This is a genomic window from Rahnella sp. R3(2024) (assembly GCF_042920125.1).
GTDB lineage: Bacteria > Pseudomonadota > Gammaproteobacteria > Enterobacterales > Enterobacteriaceae > Rahnella > Rahnella rivi.
This window is the reverse complement of the sequence record NZ_JBHGBU010000001.1, coordinates 936,992-962,373: the sequence shown is the minus strand read 5'-3', so window position 1 is coordinate 962,373 and position 25,382 is coordinate 936,992. Positions and strand designations below refer to the sequence as shown.

Here is a 25,382-nt window from a genome sequence, read left to right as displayed (position 1 = left end):
AAAAGTGGACGCTATTATATACCCAAAATCATTCGAGTTGCAGGAAGGCGGCACTGTCCGTAATTCGCAGGAGTCAGAGCCGCCAGGGCATGTGCAGCCTGAAGAATGAAGATTATCGTGGTTTACGCTCATTGGCATCGAAATAGCTGAAGAAGTTGATGATCCCCTGCGAAATCGCCTGTGCAATCTCTTTACGAAACGCGGTGGTGCTCAGCAGTTGCTCTTCCTGATGGTTGGTGATGAAAGACGTTTCTACCAAAATCGAGGGAATCGACGGCGATTTCAGCACGGCAAAAGCGGCCTGCTCCGTCTGCTGACTGTGTAAATGGTGAATAGGGCGGATTCTGTCGAGCACATGGTGGCCGAGTGTCAGGCTGTTTTTGATGGTGTCGGTTTGCACCAGGTCAAACAGCACCTGCTGCAGGTAATTGTTGTCTTCTTTGGCATATTTCGCCCCGGCGACCAAATCGGCGTCGTTCTCTTTTTTGGACATGTATCGCGCCATCGCGCTGCTGGCACCCCGGTTAGAAAGTGCAAACACTGACGCGCCGGAAGCGCTCGGGCTGGTGTAACCATCGGCGTGAATTGAAACGAACAGATCGGCCTGATGCTGATGCGCCAGCTCAACACGCTGATACAGCGGGATAAAGTGGTCGGAATCTCGCGTCAGCCTGACCTCAATATGGCTCTGCGCGCCAAGGATTTCGCGCACATAGTTGGCAATCTCCAGCACCACATGTTTCTCTTCCGATCCTTCATGGCCGACGGCACCGGAATCGATCCCGCCGTGGCCAGGGTCGATCATCACCAGCTTTTTCGAACCCGGCGGTTTCGGCGCCGGAGCAGATTTGGTGATGTGTTCCTGCTGCGCTGCGCTGGCAGAACGGGAACCAAAGGCGGCAATGGCTAAACCCAGGCCGGATAACAGGAGCTGGCGACGGGTAGCGGAAGCGGGCAGAGGCTGGAAATGCAGAAATTTGTTCAGGGGGTTTAACATCAGTCCATTACCGTCATAAAAAAAGCAGAATGCCCTATGTTATAGAGTATCTTTTTTATAGTTTCGATCTGAGAACTATTACTGTTTATGAATTTTGTGTCGCGAATTAATATATTGCCGGACAAATATATCTCAAATTAATGATTCATGAACTGACGTGCTCACAAACGGCCAGAGAAAAAACGCTTATAAAATGCACGATTTTTGATTTTGATGTTGCGTATCAAGCAGATCACGCGATAATTATAGAAACCTCTTTCCCCTTATTAACACAACAGTGGCGACAGTGATGGAAATTCGCGTATACCGGCAAGAAGATTTCGAAGAAGTACTGACCTTGTGGGAGCGCTGTGATCTGCTGCGTCCGTGGAATGATCCGGAACTGGATATTGAGCGCAAGATTAACCACAGCCCGGAGTTTTTCCTGGTGGCCGAAGTCGGCGGGGAAGTGGTCGGCACGCTGATGGGGGGCTATGACGGCCATCGTGGTTCGGTGGGCTATCTTGGCGTACACCCGGATTATCGCGGGCGCGGGATTGCTAATGCGCTGGTGAACCGGCTGGAAAAGAAACTGATTGCCCGTGGCTGCCCAAAAATCAATTTAATGGTGCGTGCTGAAAATGACGCGGTGGTCAGCATGTATGAAAAACTCGGCTACGAGATTTCAGATACGCTGCTGCTGGGTAAACGGCTTATCGAAGATCAGGAATATTAAGCCGGGTCTGCATAAATTAAAAAAGCCCCGACAGGCGATGGCCGTCGGGGCTTTTTACGTTTAAACGCCGGGTGTGATTACTTGATCACTTTTACGCTTTTGACGTCCACTTCCACTGAGTTCCAGTCTTTATCGACTTTACCTTCAATGCGGATTTTGTCTTTTGGTGACACGTTCTGTCCCTGCCAGCGTTTGCCGTCAATTTCTACATTGAGGGTACCGGTGTTGTCGCGGAAAATGTATTTATCATGGTCGATACGCTGATCGATAAAACCTTCCAGCATAATCCATTGATCGTCTTTCATGGTTTGAGCATCTTTTACGGTGCTCAGTGCGGTGGTGCCGGTAAAGCCGCCCTGTGCCGCTGGCTGGGTTTGCGCTTCCTGAGCGGAAGGGCCGTTAAAACCGCCGGTTTGCTGGGCATAAACGGACGCTGAACTCAGTGCGATGAGGGCTGCCAGAGTGATTTTCTTCATCATAATAGGTCTTCCTTAATTAACTTTTCTGGTGTGTGTCAGCAACTATGGCATCTTTGCGATGTGTTGCCGCGTTGAGGTACAGTAAAGCAGACTGTTCTTAACGGTTTCTTAAGATGCTCTGATTATTGTTTAATTTCACTTAATTCGCAGGAACGTTGTCCTCTTTTATGAACCCGGATGATTATAACGACCACGGAATGTTGCGCCTGCCGCTGTGGTTTTGGACGATTTTGATGTTACAGGCGCGAACCTGGCTGTTGTTTGTCATGGCGGGTGCATCGCGGCAGCAGGGCAATGATTTACTGTCCCTTTTTTATCCCGATCGTCAGAGTTTCTGGTCCGGTATGTTGCTGGGGCTGCCCCCGGCGCTGGTGTTTCTGCTCAGCGGTCGCCGTCATTTATGGCCGCGCATCTGGCAGGCGGGTTACTGGCTGTTGCTGGCGGGCATGTTTGTGACGTTTGCTTTGCAGGCGCTCGGGCTTTGGCAAAGTAACGATCTGATTTCCGGCGTGGATATTGCGCTGGCGTTGCTCGACGCCGCCGCGCTGGCCTACTGGCTGCTGAGCCGTCGTCTGCGAGCCTGTTTTGATGCGGCGCGCCGTCTGGCGTGACGTCATTGAACTTTTTCGGAAAGAAAGCACTCGAACTGGCGCTGAACGCTAAAAGCAGCCGCAGGCTGTATAAAAGTTAATTATCCCTCATTATGCTGCCGGTTTGTCCGTCAGGCCGCACCGGCCAACGGAAACGGGGAGCCAAGGAGTACACTGAATGACTGTTCGCTTACGGGTTCGCCCGATGTTGCTGGCGCTTCCTTTGATCCTCACGGGCTGTTCGTCGATATCGAATATGTCGATGCCGGGCATTTCCTGGTCATCCATGAATCCTCTGAACTGGTTCGGCAGCAGCCTGACGGTGTCTGAAAAAGGTGTCGGTGATATCACCGCCAGCACGCCGCTGACTGAAGATGCGATCAAAGAGGCGCTGGACGGGGATTACACGCTGCGCAGTGGTATGTCGATGAGCAACGGTAAAATGCTCAGTTTCTTCCAGGCGATGGATGGCAAAGACGTGAAAATGTCGATCAGCGGCGAGCCGAAAGGCACTGTGCGGCGGGTTGATGTGACAGACGCCAAAGTCGAAAGCGAATGGGGCGTTAAAATAGGCACTTCCTTTAGCGATCTGTATACCAAAGCCTTTGATGTCTGTGTGAAAGGCGAAGGTGACGATGCGCAGAGTATCGAGTGCAAAGCCCCGCAAAGTGCTCACGTGACTTACGTGTTCAGCGGGATCTGGCACGGTCCGGATTCACTGATGCCATCGGACGATTCGCTGAAAGACTGGAAAGTCAGCAAAATCATCTGGCGGGCGGATCCTGCTCAGGCAACTGCCGCGCAGTAAGCACGTAAACCGCTTCTGTCTTCGTTTAAAAACGACGTAATGCCTTGCCTTCGCGCAAGGCATTTTTGTTGACATCCGGTATGATATCGCCGGTCAAATTAACGAGGATAAGATCATGACTCAGGTTCAGAGCGGCATTTTGCCCGAACATTGCCGTTTCGCCATTTATATTGAAGCGAAAGCTCAGGGCGACCTGGATGCGCTCCGGCAGGGCTGCCGGACATTTGTCGCTGCACTCGAAGAGATGCAGCAGGAGTTCCCCCATGAACATCTTGGCGCGGTGGTGGCTTTTGGTCACGACGTCTGGCGCGATCTGTCGGGCAATCAGGGTGCGGACGAGCTGAAAGCGTTCGTGCCATTGGGTAAAGGGCTGGCCCCGGCCACGCAGCGCGATATGCTGTTGCACATTCAGTCTTTGCGCCATGACGTGAATTTTGCCGTTGCGCAGGCGGCTCTGAAAGCCTTTGGCCAATCCATCGTGGTGGAAGAAGAAACGCACGGTTTCCGTGGAATCGAAGAGCGCGATCTCAGCGGTTTTGTTGATGGCACCGAAAACCCGAAAGCCGAAGCCCGCGCCCAGGTAGCGATTATTCCTGAAGGCAGTGTCGATGCCGGTGGCAGCTACGTGATGGTCCAGCGCTGGAAACATAATCTGGTGCAGTGGGAGCGCTTCTCCGTGCAGCAGCAGGAAGAGGTGATTGGCCGCACCAAAGACACGGATGAAGAGCTGGATTCAGAAACCCGTCCGGAAACCTCACACGTCAGCCGTGTTGATCTGAAAGAAGAGGGCAAGGGCCTGAAAATCTTGCGTCAGAGCCTGCCTTACGGCACCGCCAGCGGCGAGCATGGCTTGTACTTCATCAGCTATTGCGCGCGTTTGTGGAACATTGAGAAACAACTGCTGAGCATGTTTGGCGATCTGGACGGCAAACGCGACGCCATGTTGCGCTTCACCCGCCCGGTCACTGGCAGCTATTATTTCGCGCCGTCCCTGACCCGTCTTTTAGCGCTTTAAGCTTTTCCGGCGCGCTCCGCTTTGGACGCGCTGTTTCCCCCCTCCTGCAATTTCCCCCGCGTTTGTTAATGCCTTATAGCTTTTCATGCTTGAAAATCACCAAATGGTATATAAAACCGTTACAGCCTGACCCTCAGTTATAAATACACTGTGTGATATTGAGCGGCATTTATCAGCGTCGCATATCGGTTCACTCACCTAAGGCTAAGCATGAAAACTACCGGATTGACAGGCAATGTGCTGAAAGGATCTGTGGCGGCATTGTTGCTGGCCAGCGGGGCGGCATCCGCAACCGAATTGCTCAACAGCTCGTATGACGTTTCCCGTGAACTTTTTGCAGCGCTGAACCCGCCGTTCCAGCAGCAGTGGGCCGATCAAAATAATGGCGACAAACTCGAGATCAAACAGTCTCATGCCGGCTCATCAAAGCAGGCACTGGCGATTTTGCAGGGGCTGAAAGCCGATGTGGTCACTTACAACCAGGTAACCGATGTGCAGATCCTGCACGATCGCGGAAATCTGATCCCTGCCGACTGGCAAACCCGGTTGCCGAACAACAGCTCGCCGTTCTATTCCACCATGGCGTTTCTGGTGCGCAAGGGCAATCCCAAGAATATTCACAGCTGGGACGACTTAACCCGTCCGGGTGTGAGCCTGATTTTCCCGAACCCGAAAACCTCCGGCAACGGCCGTTATACCTATCTGGCGGCGTGGGGCGCGTTCAATCTTGAAGATAAAAAAGACACCGCGCAGACCCGCACCAAAATGGCCAGCTTTCTGAAGAACGTGCAGGTCTTTGATACCGGAGGCCGTGGCGCGACCACGACTTTTGTCGAGCGCGGTTTGGGTGATGTGCTGATCAGCTTCGAATCTGAAGTGAACAATATCCGCAAACAGTACGGCGACGATCAGTACGAAGTGATTGTTCCGCCGGTGGACATACTGGCAGAGTTCCCGGTGGCCTGGGTCGATAAAAACGTCGAGAAAAATGGCACGGAGAAAGCCGCCAAAGATTATCTGAATTATCTGTGGAGCCCGCAGGCACAGAAAATTATCACCAGTTTTAACTACCGTGTGTATGACAAAACGGCCATGGCGGCGGCGAAAGATCAGTTCCCGGACACCAAACTCTTCAACGTTGAAGATCAATTTGGCAGCTGGAAACAGGTTATGGACACCCATTTTGGTACCGGCGGTGAGCTGGATAAACTGTTAGAGCAAGGTCACAAGTAATGTTGTTGTCGAGCAAACGCGTACTACCCGGATTTACCCTGAGCCTCGGCAGCAGTTTGCTGTTCGTGTGTCTGGTGCTGCTTCTGCCGCTGAGCGCGCTGGTGATGCAGTTGTCACAAATGACGCTGTCACAATACTGGGATGTGATCACCAACGGTCAGGTCGTGGCGGCCTACAAAGTCACGCTGCTGGCCGCGGGCGTGGCGAGCCTTTTCAACTGCGTTTTCGGCATGCTGATGGCGTGGATCCTCACCCGTTATGAGTTTCCAGGGAAAAGCCTGATCGACGGCCTGATGGATTTACCCTTTGCGTTGCCGACTGCGGTGGCAGGGCTGACGCTGGCAGGACTGTTTTCCACCACCGGTTTTTACGGTCAGTGGCTGGCGCATTTTGATATCAAAGTCTCGTACACCTGGATCGGGATTGCGGTGGCGATGGCCTTCACCAGCATCCCGTTTGTGGTGCGAACCGTGCAGCCGGTGCTGGAAGAGTTAGGCCCGGAATATGAAGAAGCGGCCGAAACGCTGGGCGCATCGCGCTGGCAGAGTTTCCGTCGTGTGGTGTTGCCCGAAGTGATGCCTTCGCTGATGGCGGGGACCGCCTTGTCTTTCACCCGCAGCCTCGGTGAATTCGGCGCGGTCATTTTCATCGCCGGTAACATTGCGTGGAAAACGGAAGTGACGTCACTGATGATTTTCATCCGCTTGCAGGAATTTGACTATCCGGCAGCCAGCGCGATTGCGTCGGTTATCCTTGCGGCATCGCTGGTGTTGCTGTTCGCCATTAACACCCTACAGAGCCGTTATGGCCGTCGTCTGGGAGGCCAATAATGTCTGATGTTCCGGATTTTGCAGGGGCTGCCCGCCAGCCCGTCGACTGGGTGAAGTGGGCGCTTATCGGCACTGGGGTGCTGATATGTATCCTGCTGCTGGTGATCCCGATGATCAGCATTTTTGTGCTGGCGTTTTCCGACGGTATCGCGGCTGTGTGGAAGAATCTGTCGGATTCCGACATGTTGCACTCCATCTGGCTGACAGTGCTGATGGCGCTGATTACCGTGCCGGTGAACCTGATTTTCGGCACGCTGCTGGCGTGGCTGGTGGCGCGCTTTAATTTTCCAGGCCGTCAGCTGTTGCTGACGCTGATTGACATCCCGTTCGCCGTGTCTCCGGTGGTTGCCGGTCTGCTGTATTTACTGTTCTACGGCACCAACGGCCCGCTCGGTGGCTGGCTGGATGCGCACAACATTCAATTTATGTTCGCCTGGCCGGGTATGGTGATGGTCACAGTGTTCGTCACCTGTCCGTTTGTGATTCGCGAGCTGGTGCCGGTGATGCTGAGTCAGGGCAGCCACGAAGATGAAGCGGCCGTTCTGCTGGGGGCTTCCGGCTGGCAGATGTTCCGCCGCGTGACCTTGCCGAATATCCGCTGGGCATTGCTGTACGGCGTGGTGCTGACCAACGCCCGCGCGATTGGGGAATTCGGGGCAGTTTCTGTCGTTTCCGGTTCTATACGTGGCGAAACCTACACGCTGCCTTTACAAGTCGAATTACTGCATCAGGACTACAACACCGCTGGCGCGTTTACTGCCGCTGCGCTGTTAACCCTGATGGCCATCGTCACACTGTTTCTGAAAAGCGGCCTGCAATGGCGTCTGAAGCGTCACAACGACCGTCTTGAGCGGGAGGAAAGTCATGAGCATTGAAATTAACGGTATCAACAAATATTTTGGCCGCACGAAAGTGCTCAATGATATCTCGCTCGATATTGCTTCCGGAGAGATGGTCGCGCTGCTCGGGCCTTCCGGCTCAGGTAAAACCACGTTGCTGCGCATTATCGCCGGGCTGGAAAACCAGAGCGCCGGGCACATGAGCTTTCACGGTAAAGACGTAACCCGGCTGCACGCCCGCGACCGACAAGTCGGTTTCGTGTTCCAGCATTACGCGCTGTTCCGCCATATGACGGTGTTCGACAACATTGCGTTTGGCCTGACGGTGCTGCCACGCCGCGAGCGTCCGAACGCTGAGGCAATCAAACAGAAAGTCACCAAATTGCTGGAAATGGTGCAGTTAGGCCATCTGGCAAACCGCTATCCGGCCCAGCTTTCCGGTGGTCAGAAACAGCGTGTGGCACTGGCCCGTGCGCTGGCGGTGGAACCGCAAATTCTGCTACTGGATGAACCTTTTGGGGCGCTGGATGCGCAGGTGCGTAAAGAGCTGCGCCGCTGGCTGCGTCAGTTGCATGAAGAACTGAAATTCACCAGCGTGTTCGTGACGCACGATCAGGAAGAAGCGATGGAAGTCGCTGACCGCGTGGTGGTGATGAGCCAGGGGAATATCGAACAGGTGGGCGCACCGCAGGAAATCTGGCGCGAACCGGCGACCCGCTTCGTGCTGGAATTCATGGGTGAAGTGAATAAAATCGGCGGCGAAATTCGAGGCTCACAGCTGTATGTCGGCGCACATCACTGGCCACTGGAGAACCCGCCACTGCATCAGGGCGCGGTGGATTTATTCCTGCGCCCCTGGGAAATGGAGATCACGCCGCAAAGTTCGGCGCGTTGCCCTTTGCCGGTAAAAGTGCTGGAAGTCAGCCCGCGCGGTCATTTCTGGCAACTCATCGTTCAGGCCGAGGGCTGGCATGATGAACCGCTTGCTGTTGTGCTTTCTGAAACGCATGGCAGCCACACCCCTGAGCGTGGCGACCGCTTCTACGTCGGCGGGCTGAATGGCCGCCTGTATGCTGGCGATCAGCCGCTGCAAGCCGTGGCACTGGCGAAATCTGCCTGAATACACATTCCCGACAGCCCATCTCAAAGCAGCATCAGGCTGCTTTGAGGTTCCCGATATCTTTTTTTGTGAACACCTTTCATCCGTCTGTCTCCCCGAATAAAGCCACGTAAACGCACACCGGCGCCTTATCATTGCATTGCGAAATGAGGTGGTGACTTTTTAAAACAACAGAGAATCATTAATCTTTCATGTAACAGGTTACTTTATAAGCAGTAATTAACGAGGGAATAATAAATAGTAAATAATGATGATTCATGATTTTTCTATTTAATTCTCGAATGCCATTTTTGCAGGTTGCCTTGTTTTTTACTTAACTCTTTGAGTCGATAATTCTATTTTTCATGTAAATTTAAATACTTTAACTCCCCCAACACCCTGGCCGCATTTTTTATGTAGGACTATTTCTCTTTTTTTTCATGACGTTATAAGTTTTTTGAGTGACCGGTTATCTTGTTATTAATTAAGTCCCTTTGAGAAAAGTGTTTTTAAAAACAAATCATCCAATTAATCTAATTTTTATATGTGTGCGATCTTTTAGATCATTTAAAAGAATATAAAAATATTGTTGCGGTGATAATTCTTATTGAATAGAATGCCCTGACTTGCAAATCAGCGCATTCTTATATTTTATTTTTGCATGTTTATTATGCGGAGTAGGTATTTTTTTATTAGGGATTACTATGCGAATAATATGGAAATCATCTTTTTTATTACTGCTAATGGTTGTTGTAACAGGATGCACTAACAAAGTGCTGCCGGTGCAACAACAGACTGGCCCAAGTAATAAAGCATGCTTGAAAGAATTTGAAGCCTTGGGGGATCTTGACCCAGTTGGCTATGATTTATATGCAAAACAGTTTGCAGAAATTAATAAAAACTATGCAACGTATAGATCACAGGGTAACAATGTCAATAAAGACGCCAAAGAAATCCTGAGCCTGGAACTGGATGCAAAGTTACAACTCGTCTGCGCAAGAGTAAAAAACTCCGTATTTCATAGCATGCAAAAACGTTCGGTTGAATTGAACAGTATTTAACGCAATGATGCTTTAAATATACATAATTTATATATTTCACTGCTATCACACATGTCAGAATTATTTGTTTAATTCAAAGGCAGTGTCGCAGTGGAACTCTATTTGGATAGGTCTACGTCCTGTTGAATAACATAAAATATCAGTGCTGATATGTGTTATGTAGTGTAGTAAGTTGTAAACCCAAGAACTCAGTATTCTCTGTGAATTTACACAAAAGAATTCACTCAGCGAATCTGAGAAAAGAAATAATCTCTTATATTATGGAAAATATGATGAATAATTTTGTTAATAAATTAAAGACAAAGGCTAACCGTTACGCTGAGCTTAAAAAGCAACGCGGTATGAGCTTACTGGAAGTCATTATCGTACTGGGCATCATTGGTACAATGGCAGCTGCAGTCGTTATTCTTGCGCAGCGTGCATTCGATAGCCAGGACATTACCGATTTGGTGGATAATACGAACACGGTGCGTGTTGCTGCTGGTAATGCTTATAAAGATGCAGGTGTGTATCCAGCTGCTGCTGGTACAGTCATCGGTTTAGTCCCATCTTCTCTTGCTGGCCAGAAAGGTTCAACTGGTGCAATGGCTGCGGTCTTAGTAAACCTCGGTCAAGTTAGCGAACCTGAGATCAAGAACGGCATCTCTGGCGATTATTTCTATATGCGGGGTACTAAACTGACTGCAGCTGCCGGTGCTGCTGATACTAAAGGCTTTATTTTGGCAGTGAATGGGCTTGACGAAGGACAATGTCGTAGTCTTCTGCTACAGGTTGGTAACTCTTGGGACTACGTAGGGGTGGCTATTGCCGCTGCAGGTGCATTGCCAACAGTTCCTGCGGCTCTGGATGCACCTGTAACAGTTACTGGTACAAAAGGTGCACCGCAAGGTGTTTTACGTAGTCTTGATCCGGCCACAGGTATGGTTCAGATCTCTGCAGACGCTGCATCCCAGACTTGTGCTGCTAATAGCAGCAACGCCGTTGTCTTAGGCAGTAAATAATTTAACTTTAGCCCTCTCCTATTCAGGGGGGGCTTTTAATAAAAGGCTGCGATCACGTGCAAAAGAGAAATTCAGGTTTTTCACTTTTGGAAGTTATCATTGTTTTAGCATTAATCGGAATGATGTTAGTGATGTTAGCCAGTTATAAGAAAAAACAGGCAGAAGAACTCAGGAATGAAATAAATGCAAATGCTCTTGTACAAGAGATGTACGGATTACTCAAGTTTGTAAATGAAGACGAGGTAGCGTTGGACAACTCCACGACGCCAGAAATAAACCCTTTATATATTAGAGGGCAAGGTGCGATAGCTGCTTATGCAGATGTTTTTGATAAGCGTGTAAAAAACAGCGATTTATTAGATCAGATGCAGACGGATGATTATCTTTCCTGGAGTGGTAAAGATTCAAAACGACAATATTTTACAAATAAAAAATGTGATGGGAGCGGTAATGACCCCACAAATGGTCAGGTAAAAAGAAATTTTGATGATGATTATATTCTCTGCAAATTACCTGATATAGCCTTAAAAGGGAAAATGCAATTCGACAGGATTGACCTTGTTGGGAGCACAACAGAACCCCTGGCCATTAACCGGGTGGATTTCGTTGTAAGATATATCCCTGATGCAAAAGGTGAAGAGCTGCATTTCGAAAAATTAAAACCTGCATTTGATCAGGCGCTTTCACACTATAAAATTAGTTATAAGCAAGCCGCATTATTACGGCGTTCAACAGGCAGTTCAAACAAGTCATGGCAGGTGATTTTACTTAAACAAAATAATACCACCAGTGTGATTGAATTTGGCTCTGTTGTCAGCCATACAGCCGATCTGACGAATTCAAAAAATGAAGAGTATGCGATCAGATTTAGCTTTGAAATGGGCATCGGCAAGAATACTAAATCTGACGGTTCGGTTGGCGTAGATAAACAGTGCTGGAATATTAATTCACAGATGACCGGCCCCTGTATTGCGGCAGAAGACGCTGACAAACTCTCTATTTACAGCGGTACCGGCAGTACGTCGCATACACCAGGGCTGTGCTGGGATTCAAAAAGCAGCAAAAGTTTGCCTTGTCTCTCTGTGGCTGACGGGCAAGGGGTCAATAAGGATGATCAGGTGATGCGTTTAACCACGGAAAAAAATAATCAAACAGTTACCGGTACACTCATGGCCAATATTATCGTCGAGAATACCGGCAACCTTGATGCCAAAGGCCAACCTGAATTACTGACTATTCCTGTTGTCGAATACCGGGCATTTGGTAACGATTTTACTAATGGCAAAAAAGATAACACTTACATCGGCAATGTGAGCACAGAACCCGGCACGATGAAGGTCAATGTCCAGAAATGCCCTGTTGCTCCCGGAGGCAGAGAAATGTATCCGCGTCTGGTGGCTGCTATTTCCTCTGTGGCTGCGGATGTCGGGTTCGACATCAATAATCAGAGTCAAGAGAGTGATTTTGCGAATGTTGCGCAAAACCGAACACATCTTGGTGCGGTTGGCCGTTTAGCCGGGGTAGCTTTACAGGTGAATTTAAACAGTAAAGATACTGACTGGACGGTAAGTTCAACGTCAGCTGTTTACGATAACGCGACTGGATTGGGAGTTAATCTGATTAACTCGACCTCGGTTTCGGTCGTGCTGACTTCATGGTGCAGCACCATACCGCAATAGAAAATGATAAATGGTACTTAGCCATGTCCATTAATATCAGAAATTAGATATTCAGAGGGAATTATGAACAAAGGGAACTTGAAAAAGAAACAACGGAACTTTTGTTGTTTTCTGATGCTGCTGTTTGTCTCTGGCGGTGTATTTGCAGAAGGAAGTTCTGATGCACAAAAACATAATCCCTTTAGCGGATCAGGAGGTAATGGTGACAACGGGGTTTATGGATCTATTTTAACGTCGTCTGAATTTGATAATAAAACACCACAGCAGGCTCCCAAAACGCTGGTGACTCCGGTACAGCCCATGGCCTCAGGGCCGTTAAATTCGGGCACACCAGCAGCCGCTTCCGCACGGGTATTGGTGCTTCATGAAAATATGCTTCTTAGTCAGGGGCTGAATGAATGGGCAAAGGATTCAGGCTATAAAATGCTCTGGAACAGTGCCAAAGATTATATAATCTACAGTACGATTTCGTTTACCGGTAAAACTCAGGATGAAGTGCTGGGTGAATTAGGTAAGCTTTTCGCTTCTGAAAATTATGGTTTGGTAATCAAGTTTTATCAAAAAAATAATGTACTCCTGGTTGATGAGCAATAATATGCAAAATAATCTTGTGAAGAATAAATTCATCTTTCTAACCTTGCTGCTTTCGATTCAGGGTTGTACAAATATTGATGATAAATATGATGTGGCAAAATTAACAGAGAATAAAGACGACAAAATCACTACTACGGATGATGTGAAGACCCGTCCTTATCAAAAGTTTGATACAGCTTTCCTGGGAAAAGAAGTTAATTACAACCCTAAAACTCAAGAGTTACTGGCTAAACACGTAAGTATCCAGTCCTATGAACAGATGGATCTGGATACTCTGATGAATGCGGTTGCAGAGCAAACAGGGATCAGTTTTCGTCTGAATTATTCAGTGCCAGGTACGGGTACAGCCAAAACGGATGAGACAAGCGACCCGAAAAAAGATACTCGCAGCGTGAATTTCTCCGGCAGTTTTGAAGAGTTTATGCGTTACATCGCAGCACTGTATGATGTAAATACTGTTCTTGATGATAATAACGTTCTTAAATTAGACCTCTATGGTTCTTATATTATCAAGATGGATTTTTATGGTGAAGACACCATATCAGAATCCGGCCTCGATCTTTCAGGAAACTCATCAACATCAGGTGGGGGTTTGAAAGGTAAAAGTGAGACAAAGTTTGAGTCATCCTACTGGGACGATATTGATGATATGGCTGAGAAATATGTATCCAGCGGTGTTTACACAGTATTTAAGGATGCTTCAATATTAACATTTGCAGGGCGTCCTTCGGAATACAATACATTGAACGAAGTATTGAAGAAATATCAATCTGATAATAATAAACAATTCGTTGTAACGTATAAAATCTATACCTTAGACAAAACAAAAATGAAGCAGTTGAGTGCCGGCGCCACCATGAAATATAAAGAGGGCGGGACGACGTTCAATATCGACAGCAATAAGATTCTGACGAATATGGATGGTGGTATGTCGTTTGGCCGTAACTTCTATGCTGGCTCTGATCACACCCTGAATGTGAGTGCCCAGATGAATGCGCTGTATGAAATTACGGGTAATAAAGTTATTCAGAGCGGGTCATTTGTCACGCGCAATGGTATTCCGATCCCGTTGAATATGACCCAAACTCAGCATTATGTCTCCGGTAGAACGCTGACCACTAACGATTTGACCTCGACTGAAGATACCTCCATTGAGACCTCAGAGATCATCACCGGGACGAGTTTCATTATTACGCCACGTGTTCAAAATGATGGCCGCATCGAAGTCACCAGCGGTTTTACCAAACGCTATTTAAATGGCATCGATACGTTTGATTTAGTTCAGTTGCCTAATACGACAACAACAGAAATGTTCAACACCACGATGGTTTCTGCAGGCACGATGCTGATGGTCGGGAAATATGAGGCCCAGGAATCGAATGATGGCCATAGCTACGTGATGTTGGGGGCGGATGCCACTAATTCTGAAGACTCGGTCACCGTGGTGACGGTCGTCGGCATTGATTATTACCGGGCTCCGACGTCGGCTAAGTGAGTTATGATGATAAAGCATCTGCATGATAATAATCTTTTAACCGGTCTCATCTGGGAACCGGTTGATACTGTTACAAACAGTAAAAGTTATCAACAGTGGTTGAGTAAACTTCGCAAAACGCAGAGTCAGTTAGTTTATACCACGAATAATGGCGGTCTTCTTAAAGGTTATTCAGATAAGAAGTTCTCAGATCTTGAACCTTTTGCTATTTATGTAAAGAATGAATTCGGTGATGGGGTTTATTATATACGCGGGCCACTGGCGGATGATGAAATCTACTTTCTTATTATTACTGATGACCGGATCCTGAGTGGTAGTGACCGGGTGGTAAAAACGGGCTTCTTCGACACCCTTATTCAACAGATGAAAGAAAGTGAATATTCACATCTGAAAGTGAACGAACTGAGCCAGCAGTGGATTGACGCTGTTGCGGAAAAATGTCATCAGAAAAGAATTAATACGCAAAAGAAGAAACGACTCTTTGCTCTCGGTGTCGGTCTTGCGGGTTCATTATTGCTCATTACAGTTATATTTATACTTAACATGTTGCTGGAATAAGGTTTTATGAAAAGCGGACTGTATTTTTGGAAGAACAGCAGAAAACCCAGTAAAACCATGGGGATTGTCATCGCGCTCATCGTTCTTGTTTTATCAGGGGGCGCTGCCGGGTGGTATTACCTGATTTATACGCCTCATAAACAGCATGAGGAAGAACTCAAAAGAAAAGAACAGGCTATTCAGGATAATATATTACAAGTTGCGAGTTTCTATGATAGTAATTTATCTGGAGGGAGTATTGAACGCCTTGATCTTTTGCTTTTTGAAATATATAAAAGCAGGACGAAACTCAGCCTATCTGGGTACGACGAAAATTCTGTGAATTGTACAACTTCTGGTTGTACATTCAACTATGCCATTCATCAAGGTCATGTTTTTAGTCTTCAAAATAAAGAGTTTTGGGGAAGCGATTTTTCAGGTAGTTTTTCAGAAAAAGAAGTTAGTTTTTCAGATATACCTTCCAAGTTAAACAGTAATGTTTTGCTCGATAAATATAAAGCTAACGAAGATGTCAACGTGGCTGAATGTGGGAGAATGCTTAATTATATCTATTCTTTAAATTCTTCCGGAATAATTCCAGGGGTTTTTGAAATTGTAGCACCTCCAGCATCAAGCGTCATTGAAATTGAAAAAGAACTTGGTGTCAGGGGGAAATATTACGGTTTACTTTTTGGTTCATGGAAGATGGAAACTAAAGATAATAGTATCTCTCATTTGATCAGCATTTTTGACGGTCAGGCATTCCGTGACGATTTTCTTGTTAAAAATATCGAAATTAAATTGGGCACTGTCAGCATTTCAGGAGACTTTGTATGCAAAACTGGAAGTTAACTTTTCTTTACTGCTGGTGTTAAACCCAGTTTCATTTCAAATTTTTGCTGCTGAATCTTCGGTGAATCCGGCAGAACCTGCGAATACGGCTGAAAGTATCCCAACGCCTGTACAGGAACATATTATTCAGATGATGCAGAATGATATTACCTTCGATGCACAAAAGAGGGAATTATCGAATGAGCTTGAGCTCGAAAAAATACGCAGCGAAATAAATAAGTTGAAAGAGGATAACGAACCTATATCCGTTGAGCCGGTGCGTGCTCCGGAGTCCGTTCAGCCCGATGTTCAACCTGTTGAAACTGTAGAAGCTGTGACATTGCCAAAAGTCGTGCTGGTTTCTGAAATTGCAGGCGTGTCACGGGTGGCTGTGTCCTCTGGTGATGGCGTTAAAATGGTCAGGCTGAACGAGAAATTTACCCAGGAAGGGCATCAGTTTATCGTTTCCAATTCCGGACGAGGGATGCCAACTGTGAGGGAAATCACTAAGTGAGTTTAGGTGTTATTTATTTGGATAATGACGCTATTCTCAATGGTGAATGGCGTTTTACTGAGTATGCAGAAGATCTCATTACTGCTGAGAGTCAGGATGGGGAATATTTACTCACGCGTTCAACTTTACTTGAAAAACTCGCCACACTTGATAGTGATCTTTATCAGCTTAAAACGTTCTATGAATGTGATGTGTGCGGCGTCGCTATCATCAGTGAGGACGATTACTTTATTGTCCTTGAGCAAACGTCGGTTAACCGTAGAAAGCTGACACTTATTGATAACAGTGATATTCAAAACTCACTGGAGAAGTTGTTACTGAACGCTGTTAATTTAGGCGCAAGCGACCTGCATATTACCCGTAACGATAATATTGCTCAGGTAGAATTCAGAATAAATGGCGTTTTGAGCGTCTTCACCCAGATGAAATCTGACAGATGCGATGAGCTGGTCTTCGTTTTATATAATGTGGAGGCCAGTACCAAAGATACCACCTGGAACCGGGCTATACCGCAAAGCGCAAATATTTTGTATACACTGGCGAATAAAAACTACCGTTTCCGCTATGCTCATTTCCCCATTTTCGGTGAAACGGCGGGTTGTTACCATGCGGTATTACGTATTATCCCTTCGGGTATACAAAAGGGCGCCATCGCCAGCTTGGATAAATTAGGTGTTAATAACGAGGAGTTGACTGACCTCAAAAAAATTCTGAGCAATCCTTACGGTGCTTATATTATTGCAGGGACGACCGGTTCAGGTAAGTCAACCACGCTGAAGAATTTAATGGAGTGGCTGCAAATTAACCGGTATGACGACCGTGGTTGTTTTCTTACCGTCGAGGATCCGGTTGAGTATCAGATTTATGGCGCCAAGCAAAGCTCAGTGCTGAATGCTGAAGGCGGCGGTTTTCATCTGGCGATAAAATCCGCATTGCGTCGCGACCCTGATGTATTGATGGTCGGGGAAATACGCGACACCATTTCCGCTAACGCACTTGCCGGTGCTGTAGAAAGCGGACACTACTGTTTTACCACCGTACATGCAGGGAATATTGTTTCCTTATTGCAACGTTTATCCGCGTTAGGGATTACCAGCGATAAGCTCTCGACGCCAGGTTTTGTTGCAGGCTTGCAGTGTCAGAAACTGGTTCCGGTAATCTGTGAGCACTGTAAAGTCAGCCGCGAGATGATTCTTCTTGATCGCCATTTTAATGTTTTTTCGCGCAGTAATGATGGGTGTGTACGATGTAATCATACCGGTATTTCCGGGCGTCAGCTGGTTCTTGAATATATGCGCCCAGGCTATGAAGAACTTGAAGCCATTGCGAAGCAGGAGTGGTTAAGAGTTTATACAATCTGGCGTGAAAAGCGTAAAAGAAAAGCTTCGCTTTCAGAAGGTTTCGAAATTAAAGAAAAAGTCATGGCGAAAGTGCTTGCAGGTAAAGTCTGCGCTTCCTGGTTTGAAATGGAGTTCGGTGAGCTTGAAAGTGAAAGCCTGGAGGTGATCCTTGAGAAAATTTAGTAAAAAGCATCGTCTTTATTTATACCAGTTCTGCTCTGATATGATTAACGCGGACTTGCCCCTTTATGAGTCACTGTTAAAACTTCAGGTGGAAAGCCAGTTGTTACTCGGGAAATCATTTGGTATCAAACTCCAGTTTTTAATTTCGAAAATGAAGGGCGGTATTTCGATTGCTTCGGTGTTTCAGGATCTTGTACCGCGCGATGAACTGAGTATTATTCATGCCTCCGAGCGCAGTGGCGGGTTAGCTGACGGATTTATGACGTTGGTGAATATTATTGAGTACAATGATTTGTTAATGAAAAAACTGATATCAGCCGTGACCTTTCCTATAATTATGATGGTATTGGCGCTGGGCGTAATTACCGGTTATGCGCTCAAGGTGTTTCCTGCTTTTGCCGATGTCGTGCCTATTGAGCACTGGCCGGTGATAACGCAGCGGTTGTTTAATTTTGGTACGGCGTTATTTCACGGGTTATGGCTTTTTATTATTTTGGGTTTTGTCGGTGTGTTTTTTTTGATGCGCTTTATGATGGCTAATTTCACCGGTGACTTGAGAAACAGATACCTCGATAAAATCATGCCCTTTTCAACATTTAAGCAAATATCGGCATCTGTTTTTCTGAACAACCTTGCCAGAATGTTGAAAAATAACATTCCGATTAATGACAGCCTCAACATACTGGCACTTAACGCTAACCGCTGGTTAAAGTCCCATGTGGATACCATGCTATTGAAAATGACCTCGGGGGAAAACTACGGTGACTCATTAAACACCGGCCTGTTCGGTGCAGAAGAACTACTCAATATTACACTGTATTCGAGCTTACCTTCTTTTAATGATGTATTGACTGCGGTATCTGACAAGTCGAGGGTGAAAATTCAGGAGTATATTGTCAAGGTTTCGGGGCTGTTAAAAGCGCTTTCAACATTAATTCTGGGTGGTTGTGTGATTTGGGTGTTTCTGTCGTTGTATGCGCTGACAGACGCAATTTCTAAAATGTCGCAATATTAATAATTTTATAAGGATATTTATTATGAAAATCAACAGACGTCTTAGTAAGAAAAAAACGCTGGCAGTTGTTATCTCTGCGCTAATAGGTATAAGTACTTCAGGTATGGCGTACTCAGCAAAGACAGATCCTGCAACCACTGAAAAAGGCGGAAGTTTTACCTACATCACGCCAGCAGGAGGGGCTATTAGTGAATGCGCAAGTCCTTATGAATCTTTTGCGATCACCTTTATAAATGAGACTGAAGAGTATAAACCCGGTCATGGGTTTGCAATGGCTTATAATATTTTTTATATGGTAGATGATAGCCGTCCTTATAGAGGAAATTATATCCGTGTAGAAAATGATCGGAACGTTTACCCATGGGAGGATAAAAAATATCCTGATGCAGAGTATGCGGCAGCAAATGGCAATAAAAACTATGTTGATTGGGGTGCAATTGGCGGGTTTAGAACTCAAAATAACAATGCATTTATGCCAGTCAGAGTTGGCGAAAATTCAAAGATGGACGCCTTCGGATCATTTGGTGAGATGTTTAAGCGAATTTATGGGACTGAAGCTAAAGTAATGACAGCTTATCTACCTAATGGCAAGGCTGATATCACCGGGAATTCAAGTAAAGTCACGGTGAGAATGCCTCTAAGAAGCTATAAACGACTCTATATTACTGGAAACCCCTCCTATGGTGCTGCGGTGTTAAATACCCCTAGCTCGTATTATTTAGACGAGCAACAAGACACTGTTCCTGGATCATCACAACTAAGTTTCTCGTTCGACTTCTGGGCACCTGAGCCTGGGGTTGGGAAAGGTTATCTTGGAGAGGTCATTGCGTTGACGCCTACTTCGGGTGGTATCTTTGATCGTTACCCGGGTAAAGGACAGTCCGGTGGGGGCACCCCGTGGCATCCCCTAAAAACTTTCCCAGATTTTTCAACTATAGATTTACGCACTGTTGATGAGATCGTTATAACCTCCCGCGGCTCAGATTTTTCTAAATGGGATAAAACTAATCCTGTATATTGGAGCGATTTAGGTAAATTAGATAAAGTTTTTGAAAATACTGATGTTGAAATAAAATATTTAAAACACCACTTTACCGGGAAAAATACTACTTGTAATTAATCATAAGAACTTATAGCACTGGAAATAGTATGGCTGAATTTATTTTGTTTTCAAGTTACCCGATATTTGCCTTGATCGTGGGGTTAGTGATTGGGAGTTTCCTCAATGTGGTGATTTATCGGCTGCCGCTGATGGTTCTTGCACACTATGAGGAAGAGACCACCACCGGCGTATTTAACCTCTGGTGGCCCCCTTCCCATTGCCCGGAATGTGATAAGCCAATATTGAAACGCGATAATATTCCTGTATTCAGCTGGCTATGGCTTAAAGGGAAATGCCGGTTCTGCGGAACCGGTATTTCCGTCCAGTATCCGATATCGGAAGCGATTGTGGGTATCTGGTTTACATTAATGGCATTGCACCTGGTTCCGCGTATCAGCGTGAGTGAGTTCGTCTTCTGTATGGGTTTCTTTTGTATTTTATATACGCTGGCGATGATAGATCTCAAAAGTATGCTTCTGCCCGACTCACTGGTCTTTATGTTGTTATGGGGCGGAGTGCTGGCTTCCGTGCTTGATATCATCCCGGTGAAACCGCAGCAGTCTGTGCTGGGCGTTATTACCGCCTGGGCGGTGATGTACGGTGTGATGACGTTATATAAAAAATTCCGCGGTCATGATGGGCTGGGTAACGGCGATGTAAAACTCTATGCGGCGGTATCCGCCTGGTTAGGATTAGATTTATTGCCGGAATTAATTTTAATTTCTTCTGTCGTCGGCGGATTTTTCTATCTGGCGGCATGGGGATATTACGAGAAAATCCTGCATGTTTCTGACAGCCCGTTTACCCAGGAGAATAAGTATATTCCCTTCGGCCCGGCGATTGCTCTGGCGGGTTTGATCCTTTTCCATATCTGCATTGTCCCCTGATGACATTGTGGAAAGGGTGCCTTTGGGGCGTGTTGATTTGTTCGCAGTGGGCGGTGGCGGGCCCGAAAGGGCATAAGCTTAAACCGGCTTCAGCCCAGCATGTCAGCAGACAAATTTCACTCGCCCCTCCTTTACTGATCCCTATGCAGGTGACTTCCGGGTTCGGGCGGCGTTTCCACCCGGTCACGGCGCGCTATGCTGAGCATCACGGCACGGATTTTCAGGCTCCGATGTTCAGCAAAGTGGCGTCCGTTCAGGATGGAACCGTGACACAGGTGGCTGGCGATCCGATTTCCGGGCGATATCTGGTGATTACCCATAAAAACGGCTGGGTCAGTAAGTATTTGCATCTGAGCAGCATTAAGGTGCATGCCCGGCAAAAAGTGTCGAAGGGCGATATTATTGCGCTTTCCGGCGCATCGGGGCGGACGACCGGCCCGCATCTGCATTTCGAATTAAGCTATAACGGAAAGCTTATCAACCCGGCAACGCTGTTATTCTCAGGAAAATCGGGTTCATCAGGCTTTACAGTCGCCCCGGCGAATGAAACCCAGCCAGCCGCTCCCGCCAAAATTCAGCCTCCGCCACTGCCGAGAATTGTGCTGGTTTCAGGAAAAGCAGGCAGAATGAAAATTGGCGTTAAAAAAGGCAATAAACTGATCTTCGCTCAACCCGGTGACAAAGTTTTTAATAACTTCAGAATAGTCAGCCGCGGCAAGCGTTATGCGCTGGAAAAAATTCTCAACGCCAGTTAACACGCCATTTCAAAATCGCTGATCTGGCCGTACAACTGTTTGCCAATCATTCTCCCTGCTGTTAATTTCCTTCTATTACAGATTTTAAAGAGTGGTTTATAACCGCTCTTTTTTCATATCCGCAAGATAAGGCAAGCACAGTGAGCACGCTCGAACACTATATCGGTAATACCCCTCTGGTCAGATTACAGCGGCTGACTGCCGGGCTGGATAGCGAGATTTGGGTCAAACTGGAAGGCAATAATCCTGCCGGCTCAGTCAAAGACCGCGCAGCACTGTTTATGATTGAGCAGGCAGAAAAGCGTGGTGAAATCCGCCCCGGCGATACGCTGATTGAAGCCACCAGCGGCAACACCGGTATTGCACTGGCGATGATTTCCGCACTTAAAGGCTACAAACTGAAATTGCTGATGCCGGAAAACATGAGTCTTGAGCGCCAGGCCTCTATGCGCGCTTACGGCGCTGAGTTGCTGCTGGTCAGCCGGGCGCAGGGCATGGAAGGCGCACGGGACCTCGCCCTGGAGATGGAGAAGCAGGGGCAGGGGAAAGTGCTGGATCAGTTCAATAATCCCGACAATCCCCTCGCGCACTTCACCACCACCGGCCCTGAAATCTGGCAGCAGACTCACGGGCGTGTGACGCATTTTGTTTCCAGCATGGGCACCACCGGCACCATCACCGGCGTCAGCCGCTATCTGCGCAGCCAGAGTGCCGCCGTCACGATTGTCGGGCTGCAACCGTCCGAGGGCAGCAGCATTCCGGGTATCCGCCGCTGGCCCGCTGAATATATGCCGGGCATTTTCAAACCTGATCTGGTTGATGACGTAATGGATATGGGCCAGACAGAGGCAGAAGAGACTATGCGGGCTCTGGCACGTGAAGAAGGGCTTTTCTGCGGCGTCAGCTCCGGCGGTGCCGTGGCAGGCGCGTTGCGCGTGGCAAAAAGCCAGCCGGGCAGCGTAGTCGTTGCCATCATCTGCGATCGTGGCGACCGGTATTTATCTACTGGCGTTTTTGATGTCTGATTCTATATTCAGCTGATGAATGTAAAATTAGAGTAAAAGCGGCTGCGAATTGCAGGCTTAGTGGTAAAAATGACCAAAATTTTAGTCAGGCGGAAAAATAATGAAAATTTTGTTAGTCGATGACGATCTTGAACTGGGCACCATGCTCAGTGAATACCTGATTGCCGAAGGCTTTGATGCCTCTCTGGTTCTGACCGGTAAAGCGGGTGTGGAAGGCGCAATGTCTGGCGAATACACCGCGATGATCCTCGACATCATGTTACCGGACATGAGCGGTATCGATGTGCTGCGTCAGGTGCGCAAGAACAGCCGTCTGCCGATCATCATGCTGACCGCCAAGGGCGATAACATTGATCGCGTGATCGGCCTGGAAATGGGCGCCGATGATTACATGCCAAAACCGTGCTATCCGCGCGAACTGGTGGCCCGTCTGCGTGCGGTGTTGCGTCGTGTGGAAGAACAGCAGGAATCGCACTCTGATTCCTCTTCGGTCAACTACGGTGATCTGACGCTCAACCCTGCCACCCGCAGCAGTGAATGGCGCGGCGTGTCTTTCGACCTGACGGCCTCTGAGTTCAATCTTCTCGAACTGCTGTTACGTTCCCCGGAACGTGTGGTGTCAAAAGATGAATTGTCGGAAAAAGGTCTGGGGCGCCCGCGTGAAGCTTATGATCGCAGCATCGACGTGCACATCAGTAATATCCGTCAGAAACTCGGTTCACTGGACGGTGGCGACATTTTGACTATTGAGACGGTGCGCAGCATTGGTTACCGGATCCGATAAACGTATGCGCGGAAGGCTGTTCTGGAAAATCCTTTTAGGATTTTGGTTTACCTTCGTTGCCATCACCCAGGGCCTTTGGGTGGTTTTCGCCTTTTATAACCCGCATGAGCCGCCGGAAAGTGGTATCGCCCGGCGCTTTGTCAAACTGCAAATCAATTCGGCTGTCTCCACACTGCACACCGGCGGAATGCCTGCACTGAATAATATGATGGCGAACTGGCCGGAGAGCGATCGCCAGTTGTTTTCGGTGACACCTTCGCTGCTGCCTGCGCAGGGCGACACCGTGGAGGATTTAGAGCCGGGGAAAATCCCTCACGAAGTGGTGGAATTCGTGCAGGGGCCGAACGGGCAGGGCTATCGCCTGCGTTATGATGTGCAGGGATTGATGCACGAATACCGGCCGCAGCGCCACCGGGATTTACTGAATATGCCCCCGCCGCTGTTGTGGCTCGGCGGTCTGGGCGGGTTGCTGTTCAGCGCCGTGCTGGCCTGGAACCTGACGCGGCCGATGCTGCAAATGCGTAAAGCCTTTGGTCGGGTGGCGCAGGGCGATCTCTCGGTGCGTCTGTTCTCCAGTATGGGAAAACGCCACGATGAGCTTTCCGAAGTGGCGCGTGATTTCGATGCCATGGCCGAACGTTTGCAGGTGCTGGTCAAAGCGCGTGAAGAACTGCTGCATGATGTGTCGCACGAGCTGCGTTCTCCGCTGGCGCGTTTGCAACTGGCGATCGGGCTGGCGCGGCAAAATCCTTCCAACGTAGAAACATCGCTGAGCCGTATCGAACACGAAGCAGGGCGCCTGGATAAGATGATCGGCGAACTGCTGGCGTTATCGCGCACAGAAAGCAGTGAAATCCCTGATGAAGAGTATTTCGACCTGTACGGGCTGGTAGAGGCCGTGGTCAATGATGCGCGTTATGAAGCGCAGCTGCCGGGCGTGGAGATCGTGATGTCGCCTGAGACGCCGGACAGCGCGGATTACACGGTCAAAGGAAATGCGGAGCTGATGCGTCGCGCGGTCGATAATGTGGTGCGTAACGCGCTTCGTTTTTCGGCGCGGGGGCAAACCATCACGGTTTCTCTGGCGCATCTCGAAGAGTATTTGCAGATTGAAGTGGCCGATCAGGGGCCGGGCGTGGAAGAAGATAAGCTGTCGAGTATTTTTGACCCGTTCGTGCGCGTGAAGTCGCCGCTTTCAGGCAAAGGCTACGGGCTGGGGCTGGCGATCACCCGCAAGGTGATGGTTGCCCACGAAGGGAAGGTTGATGCGCGTAATGCGCACCCTCACGGGCTGGTGATCAGCCTGCAGGTGCCGCACTGGAAGATCTGAAACGGCGGTTTGCTGGCGGGAACGTCCCGCTACATTGCAGTATTGCAGACATAAAAAAACGGCGCCTGAGCGCCGTTTTTCTTTCTTATCGCTAAGCGACTTACTTCTTGATGCGGATAATTGGGGTTTCGCCCACTGTCACGCTACCAGTCAGTTTAATCAGCTCTTTGATCTCGTCCATGTTAGAGATAACAACCGGAGTCAGGGTAGACTTCGCTTTCTCTTCCAGAAGAGCCAGATCAAACTCGATAATCAAATCACCTTTCTTCACACGTTGGCCTTCTTCAGCGATGCGTTTGAAGCCTTCGCCTTTCAGTTCCACCGTATCGATACCGAAGTGAACAAACAGTTCGATGCCACTGTCGGATTCGATTGAAAAAGCATGGTTAGTTTCAAAGATTTTACCGATAGTGCCGTCAACCGGAGCAACCATTTTGTTGCCAGTTGGTTTGATAGCAATACCGTCGCCGACGATTTTCTCAGCGAAAACAACGTCTGGCACATCTTCAATGTTGACAATTTCACCAGAAATTGGCGCTACGATTTCAATAGTGCCAACGTCTTTTTTATCATCAGAAACCAATGATTTCAGTTTATCGAACAAACCCATGATCTTCTCCTAAGCATTAATTTGGGCAGCTTTA

The 25,382-nt window shown here is 48.0% G+C and carries 27 protein-coding genes; 24 read left to right on the top strand and 3 right to left on the bottom strand.

Annotated features, from left to right (window positions below; genetic code table 11):
* Positions 1–112: 112 nt before the first annotated feature.
* Positions 113–997, bottom strand: coding sequence for an N-acetylmuramoyl-L-alanine amidase AmiA (gene amiA / locus ABSH60_RS04210; protein ID WP_056781140.1), 885 nt, complete (start codon positions 995–997; stop codon positions 113–115).
* 289 nt (positions 998–1,286) lie between these two features.
* Here amiA and ABSH60_RS04205 point away from each other — a divergent pair, with 289 nt between their 5' ends.
* Positions 1,287–1,712 carry a GNAT family acetyltransferase gene (locus tag ABSH60_RS04205; RefSeq protein ID WP_056781138.1) on the top strand — a complete coding sequence of 142 codons (426 nt, stop codon included), beginning with the start codon at positions 1,287–1,289 and terminating at the stop codon, positions 1,710–1,712.
* Positions 1,713–1,789: 77 nt separating this feature from the next.
* Here the strand turns inward: ABSH60_RS04205 and ABSH60_RS04200 are convergent, their stop codons facing one another.
* Positions 1,790–2,188 (bottom strand): YgiW/YdeI family stress tolerance OB fold protein, encoded by a 399-nt coding sequence (locus ABSH60_RS04200; RefSeq protein ID WP_056781648.1) that lies wholly within the window; start codon positions 2,186–2,188, stop codon positions 1,790–1,792.
* Between the two features lie 170 nt (positions 2,189–2,358).
* Between ABSH60_RS04200 and ABSH60_RS04195 the strand changes: the two genes are divergently transcribed.
* From ABSH60_RS04195 to ABSH60_RS04085, 23 genes are all read left to right on the top strand, one after another.
* Positions 2,359–2,802, top strand: a complete 444-nt coding sequence (locus ABSH60_RS04195; RefSeq protein ID WP_122097446.1) for a DUF2919 domain-containing protein — start codon at positions 2,359–2,361, stop codon at positions 2,800–2,802.
* 157 nt (positions 2,803–2,959) lie between these two features.
* Complete coding sequence (locus tag ABSH60_RS04190) at positions 2,960–3,589, top strand: RpoE-regulated lipoprotein (RefSeq protein ID WP_136377195.1); 630 nt, start codon at positions 2,960–2,962, stop codon at positions 3,587–3,589.
* 115 nt (positions 3,590–3,704) lie between these two features.
* Positions 3,705–4,604, top strand: coding sequence for a Dyp-type peroxidase (locus ABSH60_RS04185; RefSeq protein WP_390972827.1), 900 nt, complete (start codon positions 3,705–3,707; stop codon positions 4,602–4,604).
* A 210-nt stretch (positions 4,605–4,814) separates the two neighbouring features.
* Positions 4,815–5,837, top strand: coding sequence for a thiosulfate ABC transporter substrate-binding protein CysP (gene cysP / locus ABSH60_RS04180; RefSeq protein WP_390972826.1), 1,023 nt, complete (start codon positions 4,815–4,817; stop codon positions 5,835–5,837).
* On the top strand, positions 5,837–6,667 hold the full coding sequence (gene cysT, locus ABSH60_RS04175; RefSeq protein WP_056781124.1) for a sulfate/thiosulfate ABC transporter permease CysT: 831 nt from the start codon (positions 5,837–5,839) through the stop codon (positions 6,665–6,667). Before cysP ends, cysT begins: the two co-directional genes overlap by 1 nt.
* The gene (cysW, locus tag ABSH60_RS04170; RefSeq protein WP_122097450.1) at positions 6,667–7,542 is read left to right on the top strand and encodes a sulfate/thiosulfate ABC transporter permease CysW; all 876 of its coding nucleotides are present in this window, start codon (positions 6,667–6,669) and stop codon (positions 7,540–7,542) included. The genes cysT and cysW overlap by 1 nt, the downstream gene beginning before the upstream one ends.
* Positions 7,532–8,626 (top strand): sulfate/thiosulfate ABC transporter ATP-binding protein CysA, encoded by a 1,095-nt coding sequence (gene cysA, locus ABSH60_RS04165; protein ID WP_390972823.1) that lies wholly within the window; start codon positions 7,532–7,534, stop codon positions 8,624–8,626. The genes cysW and cysA overlap by 11 nt, the downstream gene beginning before the upstream one ends.
* A 605-nt stretch (positions 8,627–9,231) precedes the next feature.
* Positions 9,232–9,666: a hypothetical protein gene (locus tag ABSH60_RS04160; protein ID WP_390972821.1), complete on the top strand. Its 435-nt coding sequence runs from the start codon at positions 9,232–9,234 to the stop codon at positions 9,664–9,666.
* A gap of 200 nt (positions 9,667–9,866) precedes the next feature.
* Positions 9,867–10,667, top strand: a complete 801-nt coding sequence (locus ABSH60_RS04155) for a type IV pilus major pilin (protein ID WP_338019876.1) — start codon at positions 9,867–9,869, stop codon at positions 10,665–10,667.
* 56 nt (positions 10,668–10,723) lie between these two features.
* The gene (locus ABSH60_RS04150) at positions 10,724–12,346 is read left to right on the top strand and encodes a type II secretion system protein (protein WP_217204592.1); all 1,623 of its coding nucleotides are present in this window, start codon (positions 10,724–10,726) and stop codon (positions 12,344–12,346) included.
* A 63-nt stretch (positions 12,347–12,409) separates the two neighbouring features.
* Complete coding sequence (locus ABSH60_RS04145; RefSeq protein ID WP_235533489.1) at positions 12,410–12,940, top strand: TcpQ domain-containing protein; 531 nt, start codon at positions 12,410–12,412, stop codon at positions 12,938–12,940.
* A 1-nt stretch (position 12,941) separates the two neighbouring features.
* A complete protein-coding gene (locus ABSH60_RS04140; RefSeq protein ID WP_156362053.1) occupies positions 12,942–14,435 on the top strand; it encodes a type II and III secretion system protein in 1,494 nt (497 codons plus the stop codon).
* A gap of 6 nt (positions 14,436–14,441) precedes the next feature.
* Entirely contained in the window at positions 14,442–14,993 is a 552-nt protein-coding gene (locus ABSH60_RS04135; RefSeq protein ID WP_390972818.1) for a hypothetical protein, read from the top strand.
* A 6-nt stretch (positions 14,994–14,999) separates the two neighbouring features.
* Complete coding sequence (locus ABSH60_RS04130; protein WP_390972816.1) at positions 15,000–15,824, top strand: hypothetical protein; 825 nt, start codon at positions 15,000–15,002, stop codon at positions 15,822–15,824.
* Positions 15,802–16,317, top strand: a complete 516-nt coding sequence (locus tag ABSH60_RS04125) for a hypothetical protein (RefSeq protein WP_390972814.1) — start codon at positions 15,802–15,804, stop codon at positions 16,315–16,317. The genes ABSH60_RS04130 and ABSH60_RS04125 overlap by 23 nt, the downstream gene beginning before the upstream one ends.
* Entirely contained in the window at positions 16,314–17,840 is a 1,527-nt protein-coding gene (locus tag ABSH60_RS04120) for an ATPase, T2SS/T4P/T4SS family (RefSeq protein ID WP_338019873.1), read from the top strand. The genes ABSH60_RS04125 and ABSH60_RS04120 overlap by 4 nt, the downstream gene beginning before the upstream one ends.
* Positions 17,827–18,855: a type II secretion system F family protein gene (locus tag ABSH60_RS04115; protein ID WP_217204588.1), complete on the top strand. Its 1,029-nt coding sequence runs from the start codon at positions 17,827–17,829 to the stop codon at positions 18,853–18,855. The genes ABSH60_RS04120 and ABSH60_RS04115 overlap by 14 nt, the downstream gene beginning before the upstream one ends.
* Before the next feature lie 22 nt (positions 18,856–18,877).
* The gene (locus ABSH60_RS04110; RefSeq protein ID WP_217204587.1) at positions 18,878–19,975 is read left to right on the top strand and encodes a hypothetical protein; all 1,098 of its coding nucleotides are present in this window, start codon (positions 18,878–18,880) and stop codon (positions 19,973–19,975) included.
* 29 nt (positions 19,976–20,004) lie between these two features.
* Positions 20,005–20,844 (top strand): A24 family peptidase, encoded by an 840-nt coding sequence (locus ABSH60_RS04105; RefSeq protein ID WP_217204586.1) that lies wholly within the window; start codon positions 20,005–20,007, stop codon positions 20,842–20,844.
* A gap of 29 nt (positions 20,845–20,873) precedes the next feature.
* A complete protein-coding gene (locus ABSH60_RS04100) occupies positions 20,874–21,599 on the top strand; it encodes a M23 family metallopeptidase (RefSeq protein ID WP_217204585.1) in 726 nt (241 codons plus the stop codon).
* Positions 21,600–21,739: 140 nt separating this feature from the next.
* Positions 21,740–22,624 (top strand): cysteine synthase CysM, encoded by an 885-nt coding sequence (cysM, locus tag ABSH60_RS04095; protein ID WP_217204584.1) that lies wholly within the window; start codon positions 21,740–21,742, stop codon positions 22,622–22,624.
* A gap of 100 nt (positions 22,625–22,724) precedes the next feature.
* On the top strand, positions 22,725–23,408 hold the full coding sequence (locus ABSH60_RS04090; RefSeq protein WP_056774073.1) for a response regulator transcription factor: 684 nt from the start codon (positions 22,725–22,727) through the stop codon (positions 23,406–23,408).
* A gap of 4 nt (positions 23,409–23,412) precedes the next feature.
* Positions 23,413–24,738: an ATP-binding protein gene (locus ABSH60_RS04085; RefSeq protein ID WP_056774076.1), complete on the top strand. Its 1,326-nt coding sequence runs from the start codon at positions 23,413–23,415 to the stop codon at positions 24,736–24,738.
* A 100-nt stretch (positions 24,739–24,838) separates the two neighbouring features.
* Here ABSH60_RS04085 and crr read toward each other — a convergent pair whose 3' ends face one another.
* Positions 24,839–25,348 (bottom strand): PTS glucose transporter subunit IIA, encoded by a 510-nt coding sequence (crr, locus tag ABSH60_RS04080; RefSeq protein WP_056774079.1) that lies wholly within the window; start codon positions 25,346–25,348, stop codon positions 24,839–24,841.
* Positions 25,349–25,382 lie beyond the last annotated feature (34 nt).

What these genes read in the sequence shown, in the direction of transcription:
- amiA (WP_056781140.1), bottom strand. Translation starts at nt 997, where the DNA reads ATGTTAAACCCCCTGAACAAATTTCTGCATTTCCAGCCTCTGCCCGCT.
- ABSH60_RS04205 (WP_056781138.1), top strand. Translation starts at nt 1,287, where the DNA reads ATGGAAATTCGCGTATACCGGCAAGAAGATTTCGAAGAAGTACTGACC.
- ABSH60_RS04200 (WP_056781648.1), bottom strand. Translation starts at nt 2,188, where the DNA reads ATGAAGAAAATCACTCTGGCAGCCCTCATCGCACTGAGTTCAGCGTCC.
- ABSH60_RS04195 (WP_122097446.1), top strand. Translation starts at nt 2,359, where the DNA reads ATGAACCCGGATGATTATAACGACCACGGAATGTTGCGCCTGCCGCTG.
- ABSH60_RS04190 (WP_136377195.1), top strand. Translation starts at nt 2,960, where the DNA reads ATGACTGTTCGCTTACGGGTTCGCCCGATGTTGCTGGCGCTTCCTTTG.
- ABSH60_RS04185 (WP_390972827.1), top strand. Translation starts at nt 3,705, where the DNA reads ATGACTCAGGTTCAGAGCGGCATTTTGCCCGAACATTGCCGTTTCGCC.
- cysP (WP_390972826.1), top strand. Translation starts at nt 4,815, where the DNA reads ATGAAAACTACCGGATTGACAGGCAATGTGCTGAAAGGATCTGTGGCG.
- cysT (WP_056781124.1), top strand. Translation starts at nt 5,837, where the DNA reads ATGTTGTTGTCGAGCAAACGCGTACTACCCGGATTTACCCTGAGCCTC.
- cysW (WP_122097450.1), top strand. Translation starts at nt 6,667, where the DNA reads ATGTCTGATGTTCCGGATTTTGCAGGGGCTGCCCGCCAGCCCGTCGAC.
- cysA (WP_390972823.1), top strand. Translation starts at nt 7,532, where the DNA reads ATGAGCATTGAAATTAACGGTATCAACAAATATTTTGGCCGCACGAAA.
- ABSH60_RS04145 (WP_235533489.1), top strand. Translation starts at nt 12,410, where the DNA reads ATGAACAAAGGGAACTTGAAAAAGAAACAACGGAACTTTTGTTGTTTT.
- ABSH60_RS04140 (WP_156362053.1), top strand. Translation starts at nt 12,942, where the DNA reads ATGCAAAATAATCTTGTGAAGAATAAATTCATCTTTCTAACCTTGCTG.
- ABSH60_RS04135 (WP_390972818.1), top strand. Translation starts at nt 14,442, where the DNA reads ATGATAAAGCATCTGCATGATAATAATCTTTTAACCGGTCTCATCTGG.
- ABSH60_RS04130 (WP_390972816.1), top strand. Translation starts at nt 15,000, where the DNA reads ATGAAAAGCGGACTGTATTTTTGGAAGAACAGCAGAAAACCCAGTAAA.
- ABSH60_RS04110 (WP_217204587.1), top strand. Translation starts at nt 18,878, where the DNA reads ATGAAAATCAACAGACGTCTTAGTAAGAAAAAAACGCTGGCAGTTGTT.
- ABSH60_RS04105 (WP_217204586.1), top strand. Translation starts at nt 20,005, where the DNA reads ATGGCTGAATTTATTTTGTTTTCAAGTTACCCGATATTTGCCTTGATC.
- ABSH60_RS04090 (WP_056774073.1), top strand. Translation starts at nt 22,725, where the DNA reads ATGAAAATTTTGTTAGTCGATGACGATCTTGAACTGGGCACCATGCTC.
- ABSH60_RS04085 (WP_056774076.1), top strand. Translation starts at nt 23,413, where the DNA reads ATGCGCGGAAGGCTGTTCTGGAAAATCCTTTTAGGATTTTGGTTTACC.
- crr (WP_056774079.1), bottom strand. Translation starts at nt 25,348, where the DNA reads ATGGGTTTGTTCGATAAACTGAAATCATTGGTTTCTGATGATAAAAAA.